Here is an 11829-nt window from a genome sequence, read left to right on the forward strand (position 1 = left end):
GCCGACCGCGGCACTGCGCCTCCAGGGCCCGGTCCGTTACCTGGGCCAGTGGCCGATCTGCACGTTCTCCAGGACGCCGACCGCGTCCGGCACGAGGATCGCGGCGGAGTAGTACGTGCTGACGAGGTAGGACGTGATGGCCTGCTCGTTGATGCCCATGAACCGGACCGACAGACCCGGCTCGAACTCGTCCGGGAGACCGGTCTGGTGCAGGCCGATGACGCCCTGGTTGTCCTCGCCGGTACGCATGCAGAGGATGGAGCTGGTCCGCTCCTTGGTGATCGGGATCTTGTTGCACGGCAGGATCGGCACGCCCCGCCAGGCCGGGACCGACTGGCCGCCGAGGTCGACGTGGTCCGGGTAGAGCCCGCGCGCGTTGAAGCCGCGCCCGATCGCCGCGATCGTCCTGGGGTGCGCGAGGAAGAACTTGGAGCCCCGGCGGCGGCTGAGCAGCTCGTCCAGGTCGTCCGGGGTGGGCGGACCGGAGTGGGTCTGGAAGCGCTGCTTGAAGTCGGCGTTGTGGAGGAGGCCGAACTCCCGGTTGTTGACCAGCTCGTGCTCCTGGCGCTCCCGCAACGCCTCGACGGTGAGCCGGAGTTGCTCCTCCGTCTGGTTCATCGGGTGGTTGTAGAGGTCGGCCACCCTGGTGTGGACGCGCAGGATCGTCTGGGCCACCGAGAGCTCGTACTCGCGCGGCTTCAGCTCGTAGTCGACGAACGCGCCGGGCAGTTCGTGCTCGCCGACGTGGCCGGCGGACATGGCGATCTCCGCCTCGCCGCGGTGGTTCTGCGCCCGGTCGGAACGGGACCTGAACTCGTCGATGTGCGCCTGGAGTTGGGGCGCGGAGGACAGTACGGCGGCGAAGTCGGCGCGGGACAGGGTGAGGAGCGTGCCGGAGGTCTCGGCGATCGCGGTGTGCTCCCACCGGGCGTCGTCGTCGAGCAGCGCGTGCTCGCCGAACCGGTCGCCGTCGGCGAGTACGTCGAGGGCGACCTCGTCGCCGTAACTGCCCTCGGAGGTCTGGCTGACGCGGCCGTGCGCGATCAGGTGCAGCTGGTCGGCGGGGGCGCCGCGGACGACCAGGGTCTCGCCGCTGCCGAAGTCGCGCTGCACGCACCGGTCGGCGATGGCCGTCAGCACGTCCACGTCGTCGAAGCCGCGGAGCAGCCCCAGTTCGCCGAGCTCGCGGGGGATGACCCGGACGTCGGAGCCGTCCTGGACGAACTCCACCCGTCCGTCGCCGACGGTGTAGCTGAGGCGGCGGTTCACGCGGTAGGCGCCGCCCTTGGTCTCCACCCAGGGGAGCATCCGCAGCAGCCAGCGGGAGGTGATCTCCTGCATCTGCGGCGCGGACTTCGTCGTGGTGGCGAGGTTGCGGGCAGCCGCCGTACCCAGGCTGCTTTGCCGAGGTGGCTCAACGCGCGTTTCCGAGCTGGATTCGACAGTCATCGGACGAACTCTCCTTGTTCAGAACAGAGTTGGGCGCAGGCGAGCGCCCGGGGCGAGACGGAGGCGAGACGAAGAAGCAGAGGGGGAGCAGAGAAGGGGAGCAGAGGGGGAGGGGGGTGCGAGTACGAGAGGGGGTGTCGAGATCGGTGGGAACGCTAGTGCTCGATCCGCCCGCCGGGCCATGGCGAGCCGAGGGGTTAACTCGATCCGATGATCATGGTCGCCGGGTGTTTGCGCAGGTACCGGCGATATTCAGTCGGGTTCGACGCGGGGGCGCGCGGTTGTGCGCCGAGGGCGATGGGCCACGTGCCGCGTCCTGCCGCCGCGCACACGGCTGGGGCACCGGGGATCGGCGCCCGCGGGGCCGGCCGGGGCCGTCAATTTCAGCCACGAGTGCGCTTCGCCCGGATTGACGCGGGGGTGGGTGATGTGGCGAGCGGGCCGGCCGCGGAAGGGCTCAACTTCCGTGCGCCGTCCGGGCTTCAGGCGGGGATGTGGGCGCGATTCCTTGTGCGTGATGTCGAAAGTGACGTCACGTGGCGCCGCGTGGCGTCATGTGGTGCCACGTGGTGCATTCTGGCGCCTGGGTCCTCTCGGGCGGACGCGTTCCCGCCGCTGATGTCACCGCGGCGCGAACTGATTTCTGCGCATTCCTGCAGCTCAAGCCCCTTTGACGGGTGAGGATGTCAAGCTCGGTGCCATGAAGGCTTGCGTGTGGTGCCAGAGTGATGCCATAGTGACGTCATGAACCTCACCCCGTACGTCGACACCTTCCGCCGCGAGCTCGCGGTGGCCGCCGAAGCCGGCGGGAGCGGTGCTCGGGAGCTCGCCGAGCGGCTGAGCGCACAGCTGGAGTCGGCCGCCCGGCTGACCCTGCTCGACGCGCTGACCGCCGCCACGGACGAGATCACCCGTGAACTCGCCCCCGGCTCGGTGGACGTACGACTGCGCGGACTCGACCCCGAATTCGTGGTGGCGCTGCCGTACGGCGACGAGTCCGGCGTGCCGGCTCCCGAGCCGCTCGCGGTTCCGGCCGTCACAGCCGTCACAGCCGTCACAGCCGTCACGGCCGACGGGGACGAAGGGGGCACCGCGCGCATCAACCTGCGGCTGCCGGCCCGCCTCAAGGGGCGGGTCGAAGAAGCCGCGGGCCGTGCGGGGCTCTCCGTCAACTCCTGGCTGGTACGGGCGGTTTCGGCCGCAGTCGGCCCGGCAGGCGTGGACGGCGCGGACGGGAAGCACCAGCCCCGGCCGCGTACGACGGACCCGACCCGCCCCGCAGGGCAGCGCCACGAGGGCTGGGTCCGCTAGCCGCACCCGCCCCCGCACAACAGCTCCACCGACACGCACACGTACACGCACCACCCACGCACGCACACCCATCACGTCCCACCTGCAGGGACGCTCCGACGACTCAAGAGGACGGCACAGCCATGTCTGCTTTCGACACTCCCGCACCCATCTCCGTCACCGCCTACGTCGCCGCCGGGTCCATCCGGTTCACGGCGGGCGACCGCGCCGACACCGTCGTGGAGGTGCTGCCGCGCGACCCGAAGAAGGACCTCGACGTCCGCGCCGCCGACCAGACCCAGGTCACATACACCGGCGGCACCCTCACCGTGAAGACGCCGAAGGGCAACATGTTCGGCCGGACCGGCACCGTCGACGTGAGCGTCGAACTCCCCACGGGATCGCGCGTCGACATGACCGGCGCCTGGGCCCAGGTACTCGGCGAGGGCCGGCTCGGGGACGTCCGCGTGAAGACCGCGGCCGGCGACGTCCGCCTCGATGCGACCGGCCCGCTGCACCTGACCGCTTCGCACGGCTCCATCACCGTGGACCGGGTCGAGGGCCCGGCCGAGATCAGCACCAGCTCCGGCAGCATGCGCGTCGGCCTCGTTGACGGCCCGGCCGTCCTGAAGAACTCGCACGGCACCACGGCCGTCGGCGCGGCCACCGGCGACCTCACCGTGAGCGGCGCCAACGGCGACATCGACATCACGCGCGCCGAGGCCTCCGTCACCGCCACCACCGCCCACGGCACCCTGCGCGTCGCCGAAGTGGCCCGCGGCACCGTCGAGTTGGAGACCGCGCACGGCGCCATCGAGGTCGGCATCCGCAAGGGCACCGCCGCCTGGCTCGACGCCGGCTCCGGCTCCGGACAGGTGCGCAACATGCTTGCCGAGTCCGGCGCCCCCGACGGCGACGAGGAGACCGTCACGGTCCGCGCCCGCACCCGGCACGGCAACATCGACGTCCTCCGCGCCAAGGCCTCCTGACACCGCGACCCGCCCGCCCGGCACTGCCCCGTCCACAGCCCCCGCACGTCTTCGAGAACACCAACGGGAGACCTCATGCCCACCTCAGCCATGCCCGCGACCAGGTCACCAGGCGACGACGACGGGCCGCCGCCCGCCGTCTCCGCCATCGCGCTGCGCAAGTCGTACGGCGAGAAGCTCGTCCTCGACGGGATCGACCTGCGCATCCCGGCCGGATCGGTCTTCGCCCTGCTCGGCCCCAACGGCGCGGGCAAGACCACCGCGGTGAAGATCCTCTCCACCCTCATCTCCGCCGACCCCGGCTCGGGACCGCTCCGCGTCGGCGGCCACGACCTGGCCGTCGAGCCGCAGGCGGTGCGCGCCGCGATCGGCGTCACCGGGCAGTTCTCCGCCGTCGACAACCTGATCACCGGCGAGGAGAACATGCTCCTCATGGCGGACCTGCACCACCTGCCGCGCCGCGAGGGCAGACGCGTGACCGCCGAACTCCTGGACCGCTTCGACCTGGTGGAGGCCGCGAAGAAGCCCGCCTCCACGTACTCCGGCGGCATGAAGCGGCGACTCGACATCGCCATGACGCTCGTCGGGAACCCGCGGATCATCTTCCTCGACGAGCCGACGACCGGGCTCGACCCGCGCTCCCGGCACAACATGTGGGGCATCATCCGCGGCCGTCGCCGACGGCGTCACCGTCCTCCTCACCACCCAGTACCTGGAGGAGGCCGACGAGCTCGCCGACCGCATCGCCGTGCTCAGCGGCGGCAGAATCGCCGCGGAGGGCAGCGCCGAGGAGCTCAAGCGGATCGTCCCCGGCGGGCACGTCCGGCTCCGCTTCGCCGACCCGGCCGCGTACCGCGACGCCGCCGCGGCCCTGAGCGACGCCGGCCGGCACGACGAGACGCTGTCCCTGCAGATCCCCAGCGACGGCAGCCAGCGCGAGCTGCGCAACCTGCTCGACCGGCTCGACGCCGCCCGGATCGAGGCGGACGAGCTGACCGTGCACACCCCCGACCTCGACGACGTGTTCTTCGCCCTGACCGGCGGCGACACCCGCGTCCCCGCCCCCGCCAAGGCCGAGGAGGCCGTCCGATGAGCACCCTTGCCGCCGCGCGCCCCACGACCGGTACGAGCAAGTCGTTCGCCGTGCGCGACTCCGTGACCATGCTGCGCCGCAACCTGCTGCACGCCCGGCGCTACCCGTCGCTCACCCTGAACCTGCTGCTCACGCCGATCATGCTCCTGCTGCTCTTCGTCTACCTCTTCGGCGACGTGATGAGCGCGGGCATCGGGGGCGGCGGGGCGGACCGCGCCGAGTACGTCGCGTACATCGTCCCGGGGATTCTCCTGATGACCATCGGCGGCACCGTGGTCGGGACCGCGGTGTCCGTGTCCAACGACATGACCGAGGGGATCATCGCCCGCTTCCGCACCATGGCGATCCACCGCGGCTCGGTGCTCGTCGGCCATGTCGTCGGCAGCGTGCTGCAGGCGGTCATGAGCGTGCTCCTCGTCGGGGCCGTCGGCGTCGCCATGGGCTTCCGGTCGACCGACGCCACCGCCCTGGAGTGGCTGGCCGCGCTCGGCCTGCTCGTCCTGTTCGCCACAGCGCTCACCTGGATCGCCGTCGGCATGGGTCTGATCAGCCCGAACGCCGAGGCCGCCGGCAACAACGCGCTGCCGATGATCCTGCTGCCGATGCTGTCCAGCGCGTTCATCCCGATCGACACGATGCCCGGCTGGTTCCAGCCGATCGCCGAGTACCAGCCGTTCACCCCGGCCATCGAGACCCTGCGCGGACTGCTCCTCGGCACCGAGATCGGCGGCAACGGCTGGCTCGCGGTCGCCTGGAGCATCGGGCTCGCCGCCCTCGGCTACGTCTGGTCCACGGCCCGGTTCCAGCGCGACCCGAAGTAGCGCAACCGGCTACGGCAGCACCCCAACTCACCCAGCCCCAGGGCGGCGTACCCCCGACACCCGTCGGTCGTACGCCGCCCTGCCGGGCGTTTCGGCAGGTCACCGGGTCGGCGCGGGAGGAGGAGCGGGAGGAGAATGGGAGCCACGGAGCCAAGAGCCGCGCGGTCCCGCCAGGCAAGTCGGGACGCCACGGACACGGCCTGGGAGGAGAGCCGCCATGACCCCATCGACCGACGCCGTCGAAACCGACCGCGCCCTCAAGGCCAAGCACCGCAAGATGTGGGCCCTCGGCAACTACCCGGCCGTGGCCTCGCAGCTCATCCCGTCCCTCGGACCCGTCCTCGTCGAGGCCTGCGGAGTGCGGGTCGGGAGGCGCGTCCTGGACGTCGCCGCGGGCTCCGGCAACGCCGCGATCCCGGCCGCAGCGACCGGCGCCGAGGTCGTCGCCCTCGACCTCACGCCCGAGCTGTTCGACGCGGGGCGCGAGCGCGCCGCCGAGGAGGGCGTCGCCGTGGAGTGGCGGGAGGGCGACGCGGAGGCGCTGCCGTTCCCCGACGAGGACTTCGACACCGTCATGTCCTGCGTCGGGATCATGTTCGCGCCGCATCACCAGGCCGCCGCCGACGAAGCCCTCCGCGTCCTCCGGCCCGGCGGGACCGTCGGGCTGATCAGCTGGACCCCGACCGGCGCCATCGGTGAGCTGTTCAAGACGATGAAGCCGTACGCCCCCACCCCTCCGCCCGGCGCGCAGCCCCCGCCGCTGTGGGGCACCCTCGACCACGTACGGGAACTCTTCGGCGACCGCGTCACCGACCTGGACGCGCAGACCCGCACCGTGCACATCGGCCTCTTCCAGGAGCCCGCGGACTGCCGGGAGTTCTTCAAGAACAACTACGGTCCGACCATCGCGATCTACCGGAACATCGCCGACGACCCCGACCGCGTACGAGCCCTGGACGGCGCTCTTGACGCCCTCGCCCAGCGCTGTCTGGAGGACGGGGGCACGGACGGCATGGACTGGGAGTACCTCCTGGTCACGGCCCGAAAGGCGTGAGCCCTGGTACCGCGCGTCAGCCCTGTCACCGGGCGTGCGGCGTGGTGCCGACCGAGGCGGTCTCCTTCCCCAACAGGGCGGCGGTGAACGGGTGTCGAGGCTCGTCGAGGACGCGTCGAGTCGGGCCCTCCTCGACCGTCTCACCGCCGTCGAGTACGGCGATGCGTGAGGTCAGCGCCGCCGTGTCCAGGTCGTGAGTGATCAGGACGAGGCACAGCTCGGCCCGCTCGCGCTGCAGCCCGACGAGCGCGTCGAGGATGCCACGCCGCGTCACCGTGTCGAGCCCGGAGGTGATCTCGTCGCAGATGAGCACCCGCGGCCGGGCCAGCAACGCCCGTGCGAGCGCGGCCCGTTGCAGCTCCCCGCCGGACAGCGCGCCGGGCCGGCGCCGTACGAGGTCCGCCGGCAAACCCAGGCCCGCGAGGCCGGCCTCAGCCTCCGCCGCCGCCGCGTCCGGGGCGAGCCCGCGCAGCCGCACCGCCGTACGGGCCACCTGGCCCAGGACCGGCCGGTGCTCGTCGAAGGCGGCGCGGGCGTCCTGGAACACGTACTGCACGGCGGCCAGTTGCTCGCGGCTGCGGGCGCGCACGCTGCGGGGCAGGGGCGCGCCGTCGAGGAGGAGCGTGCCGTCGTGGTCCCGGTGCAGGCCGGCCAGGCAGCGGGCCAGGGTGGTCTTGCCGCTGCCCGAGCGGCCGACCACGGCGAGCGACTCGCCCGCGCGCAACGTCAGGGCGGGCGCGCGCAGGACTGCCCTACGGCCGTGTCGTGCCGTGAACGGGCCTGCGCTGAGGGCCACTTGACCCTCCGGGCCACCCGCTGCGGCAGGCTCCGCCGCGCCGTCCGCCGCGAGGAGTTCCGCCGTCCAGGGGTGGCGGGGCGCCGTCCACAGGCGGTCGGCCGGGCCCGACTCGACGACCTTGCCCGCGCGCAGGACGAGCACCTCATCGGCGAGGGCGCGCACCACGTCCAGGTCGTGGCTGAGCAGGACGACGGCGATGCCGGACCGGCGGAGCGCCGCGAGACGCTCCACGACGTGCCGTTTCGTGACGGCGTCCTGCCCGGTCGTCGGCTCGTCGGCGACCACCACGCGGGCGCCGAGCAGCAGTGCCTGCGCCAGGACGACGCGCTGCTGCTGGCCGCCCGACAGCTGATGCGGGTAACGCCTCAACACCTCGTCAGGCTCTGGTAGTTGGGCTGCGGTCAGGGCGCGTAGGACGCGTTCGCGGGCGGCCTCGCGGCGCTCGGACCGGGGCAGGCGCCGCAGCTGTGTGCGCGCGATGTCCCACAGCAGCGCGCCGACCCTGCGTACGGGGTTGAGGACCGCGCCCGGATGCTGCGGGACGTACCCGACGAGCCCTTCCGGCGCGCGGACCCGGCCGGTCACGCGGGCGCCGGGCGGGTACTCGCCGAGCAGCGCGAGCCCGGTCGTCGTCTTGCCGCTGCCGGAAGCGCCGACCAGGGCGGTGACCGTACCCGGCCGGACCCGCAGGTCCACGCCGTCGACGATGGCCCGGCCGCCCACCTCCACCCGCAGGCCCTCGATCTCGGCGACGCACCGCAGGCCGTCGGCCGGCTGCGAAGTCTCCGCTTTCATGTGGCCCGCGTACATGTGATCCGCGGACATGTGGCCCGCGTTCATGTGGCCCGCGTTCATGTGAGACGCCTCTTCTTCCTGTGCTCAAGGGCGGAGTCCACGAGCAGGTTGCCGCCCATGGTCAGCGCGACGATCAGCAGCGCCGGTACGACGACGGCCCAGGGCTGCACGAACAGGCCGGTGCGGTTGCGGTCGACCATCACCGCCCAGTCGGACGCGTCCGGTTCGACGCCCACGCCGAGGAACGCGGCCGTCGCCACCAGGTACAGCACGCCGGTGAAGCGGACGCCCGCGTCGGCGGCGAGGGTGCGGGCGGCCGAGCGGCCGACGTACCCGACCGCCGTACGCCACCACGACTCGCCCTGCATGCGCAGCGCCTCCACCGCCGGGCGCGCGGCGGCCTCCGCCGCGGTGGCGCGGACGATCCGGGCCGCGTCCGGGATGTTGACGAGCGCCACCAGGAGGGCGAGCCCCACGGCGCCCGGAGTGAACACGGCCGCGACGAGCAGGATGAGGAGCAGCGACGGCACCGCGAGCAGCACGTCCAGCGGCCGCATGAGCAGCTCCTCCAGCCAGGTGCGGTGGGTGAGCGCGGACGCAAGGCCCATGGGCAGCGCCACCAGGTACGCCGACACCGTCGCCGCGAGCGCGACCAGGACCACCGAGCGACCGCCGAGCAGCACCTGCCGCCACACGTCGCGGCCGACGAAGTCGGTGCCCAGCCAGTGCCCGCCGCCCGCCGTGAAAGAGGCGGCGCGTGGCCCCGGCTCGCCCGCGAACAGCGGCCCGAGCAGGGCGAGCAGGAGCGGCACGCCGACGATCAGAGCCCCCGCCGCGAACCTCGAACTGCCTTTCATGGAGAGGGACTTCACGCCGCCACCTCCCCGCGCGGGGCGAAGCGGCGGGCGACCAGGTCCGCACCGATGTTGAGCACCACGGTGAGCACGCCGAACACGACCGCGAGGCCCTGCACCACAGGAAGGTCGCGTTCGGCGACGGCGTTGATGAGCACGGTCCCGAGTCCGGGGATCACGAAGAGCGCCTCCACGACGATGACACCGGACAGCAACCAGTCGACGGTGCGTGCGAGTTGCTGCGTGGCGGGGGTGACGGCGCTCGGCAGGGCGTGCGCGTAGCGGACGCGCCCGCCCGGGATGCCGTAGCGCCGTGCCTGGGCCACATAGGGCGAGGCGAGCGCGTCGATCATGCCGGCCCGTACGAGCCGGGCCAGGGTGCACACCGGCCGGGAGAGCAGTACGAGCACCGGCAGGACCAGGGCCGCCGGATGCGCGAGCAGATCCGTGCCGTAGCCGACGGCGGTCGGCGGCAGCCAGCCGAGCCGGATCGCGAACACGGTGATGAGAAGGACTCCGCAGGCGAACTCCGGCACGGCGTACAGGCCGAGCGTCGCCGAACTCACGAGCCGGTCCGGCCACTTGCCCTCATGACGGGCGGCGAGCACGCCGAGGCCCACGCCGAGCGGGACGAGCAGCGCGACGGTCAGCGCGGCGAGCAGCAGCGTCGGCCCGAAACCGTCGCCGATGTACGTGCTCACCGGGCGGCCCGAGGCGAGGGAGGTGCCGAAGTCGCCCCGGAACAGGCCGGTCGCCCAGTCCGCGAGGCGTTCCACGGCAGGCCGGTCGAGGCCCATCGACTCGCGGATCGCGGCGATCCGCGCCGGGTCCGGCTGGTCCCCGGCCAGGGCGACGGCGGCGTCGCCCGGCAGCGCCTCGGTGAGCGCGAAGACGAGCAGCACGACGGCCGCCGTCTGCGCGGCACCGAGCAGCAGCCGCCGGGCCAGCCAGTGGCGCAGCCCGCCGGGGCCGCCCCGCGCCGTACGTGCGCGAGCCACATGTGCCGCGCGCACACCCTCCGCGGCTCTCACGCGAGCCACACCTTGTCGAACCGGGCCCAGTCGAGGGAGTTGGCGGGCGCGTCCGTCTCGATGCCCCGGACGCCGGGGGCCGTGCCGAGGATCCAGTCCGCGAACCCCCAGACCAGGAAGCCGCCTTCGGCGTGCAGGCGGCGCTGCATCCGCTGGTAGACGCCGGCGCGCGCCTTCTTGTCCTTCGTGGACTGCGCCTGTTGGTAGAGCGCGTCGAAGTCCTTGTGCTGCCAGTGGGTGGCGTTGGTGGTGGAGTCGGTGAGCAGCCGCTGCGAGATGTGTGCCTCGATGGGCATCGCGCCCGAGCGGTACGAGCAGAGGGTACCGCCGTCGAGGATGTCCTGCCAGTAGCTGTCCTTGCTGCCGGTCCTCACCTTGACCTCGACGCCCGCCTTGGCGGCCTGGTCGCGGAAGATCGAGGCGGCCTCGGTGAACCCGGCGGCGACCGGCGAGGTGTCGAGCGTGACCCTGAGGTCCTCCGCGCCTGCCTTCTTCAGCAGGGACTTGGCCCGGTCGAGGTCCTGCTCGCGCTGCGGCAGGCCGTCCGCGTAGTACTCGTACCCCTTGCCGAACAGGTCGTTGCCGATCTCGCCCGCGCCCGCGAGCGCACCGTCGACCAGCTCCTTGCGGTCGGCGATCAGGAAGAACGCCTCGCGGACCCGCTTGTCGTCGAAGGGCTTGCGGTCGGTCTTCATCGCGAACGACTGCATGGCGCTGTTGCGCAGCCGGACGATCTCGATCTGTCCCTTGCCCTCGTGCGCGCGGCCGGTCGTGGGGTTCAGCTCGTGCGCGTACTCGACCTGCCCGCCGAGCAGGGCGTTGACGCGCGCGGACTCCTCGTTGGCGATGACGATCTCCAGCTCGTCGAGGTGCGGCGCGCCGTCCCAGTACGCCGTGTTCCGCTGGAACACGGCGTACTTGCCGGGTGCGAAGGAGACGAAGCGGAACGGGCCGCTGCCGACCGGCTTCGCGTCGAACTCCTCCGCGCCCTCCGGGACGATGTACGCGCCGAACGCGGCCAGGATGTTGGGGAATTCGGCCGTCGGGCGCTTGAGCACGAACTCGACGGTCCGCTCGTCCACGGCCCGGCTCGCCTTGAGGTCGATGGGCTCCAGGGAGGCCTTGGCGCGGAACGCCTTCTTCGGGTCGGCGATGCGGCGGAAGCTGTAGAGCACGTCCTTCGCGGTGACCGGCTTGCCGTCGTGGAACTCGGCCTTGCGGAGGCTGACCTGCCAGCGGTCGAGGCCGCCGTTGGACTCCCAGCCGGAGGCCAGGCGGGGCTCGGCGGACAGGTCGGCGCCGTAGTCGGCGAGCTTGTCGAAGAGGGCCTTGGCGCGGGCGACGTCGGCGAACAGGTTGCTCAGGTGCGGGTCGAGGGTCTCGCTCGCCCCGCCGCCCGCGAACGCGGCGCGCAGCCGGCCGCCGCGCTTCGGCTTGCCGTCGCCCTTGCCGCCCGGCGCGGCGGCGGGACCGGACGCGCCGCAGCCGGAGAGGGCGAGCGCGCCGAACCCGGCGGCCCCGGACGCGGCGAGAAAGCCCCGGCGGCGCAGGCCCGGGAAGCGCGGGTGGGGCGTGTCGTGCCTGTCGTACGCGTTGTGCGTGTCGTGCGTGTCGTGCGTGGGGTTCATGGCGGTGTCCTTGTCGTGGTGAGGCT

The 11829-nt window shown here is 72.5% G+C and carries 9 protein-coding genes and 1 pseudogene; 5 read left to right on the forward strand and 5 right to left on the reverse strand.

What is annotated here, in order from left to right:
• Positions 1–36: 36 nt before the first annotated feature.
• Positions 37–1449, reverse strand: a complete 1413-nt coding sequence (locus QIS96_RS22125; protein ID WP_282544426.1) for a family 2B encapsulin nanocompartment shell protein — start codon at positions 1447–1449, stop codon at positions 37–39.
• A 744-nt stretch (positions 1450–2193) separates the two neighbouring features.
• On the opposite strand from QIS96_RS22125, the gene QIS96_RS22130 reads away from it, so the two are divergent.
• The 5 genes and pseudogenes from QIS96_RS22130 to QIS96_RS22150 all read left to right on the forward strand — a co-directional run bounded on the left by QIS96_RS22130 (position 2194) and on the right by QIS96_RS22150 (position 6696).
• Positions 2194–2760: a hypothetical protein gene (locus QIS96_RS22130; RefSeq protein ID WP_282544427.1), complete on the forward strand. Its 567-nt coding sequence runs from the start codon at positions 2194–2196 to the stop codon at positions 2758–2760.
• 122 nt (positions 2761–2882) lie between these two features.
• The gene (locus QIS96_RS22135; RefSeq protein WP_282544428.1) at positions 2883–3728 is read left to right on the forward strand and encodes a DUF4097 family beta strand repeat-containing protein; all 846 of its coding nucleotides are present in this window, start codon (positions 2883–2885) and stop codon (positions 3726–3728) included.
• Between the two features lie 75 nt (positions 3729–3803).
• Positions 3804–4821: pseudogene (locus tag QIS96_RS22140) on the forward strand (ATP-binding cassette domain-containing protein).
• Entirely contained in the window at positions 4818–5642 is an 825-nt protein-coding gene (locus QIS96_RS22145) for an ABC transporter permease (protein WP_282544429.1), read from the forward strand. The pseudogene QIS96_RS22140 and the gene QIS96_RS22145 overlap by 4 nt, the downstream one beginning before the upstream one ends.
• Positions 5643–5859: 217 nt before the next feature.
• Positions 5860–6696, forward strand: coding sequence for a class I SAM-dependent methyltransferase (locus QIS96_RS22150; protein WP_282544430.1), 837 nt, complete (start codon positions 5860–5862; stop codon positions 6694–6696).
• A gap of 25 nt (positions 6697–6721) precedes the next feature.
• Here QIS96_RS22150 and QIS96_RS22155 read toward each other — a convergent pair whose 3' ends face one another.
• The 4 genes from QIS96_RS22155 to QIS96_RS22170 form a co-directional block, all read right to left on the reverse strand.
• Positions 6722–8290, reverse strand: coding sequence for an ABC transporter ATP-binding protein (locus tag QIS96_RS22155; RefSeq protein ID WP_282544448.1), 1569 nt, complete (start codon positions 8288–8290; stop codon positions 6722–6724).
• Positions 8291–8346: 56 nt separating this feature from the next.
• The gene (locus tag QIS96_RS22160) at positions 8347–9147 is read right to left on the reverse strand and encodes an ABC transporter permease (RefSeq protein ID WP_282544449.1); all 801 of its coding nucleotides are present in this window, start codon (positions 9145–9147) and stop codon (positions 8347–8349) included.
• A gap of 11 nt (positions 9148–9158) precedes the next feature.
• Positions 9159–10091 (reverse strand): ABC transporter permease, encoded by a 933-nt coding sequence (locus QIS96_RS22165; protein ID WP_282544450.1) that lies wholly within the window; start codon positions 10089–10091, stop codon positions 9159–9161.
• A gap of 80 nt (positions 10092–10171) precedes the next feature.
• Positions 10172–11803: an ABC transporter substrate-binding protein gene (locus tag QIS96_RS22170; protein ID WP_282544431.1), complete on the reverse strand. Its 1632-nt coding sequence runs from the start codon at positions 11801–11803 to the stop codon at positions 10172–10174.
• Positions 11804–11829: the final 26 nt, after the last annotated feature.

The sequence above is a fragment of the Streptomyces cavernicola genome, assembly GCF_029968035.1.
GTDB lineage: Bacteria > Actinomycetota > Actinomycetes > Streptomycetales > Streptomycetaceae > Streptomyces > Streptomyces cavernicola.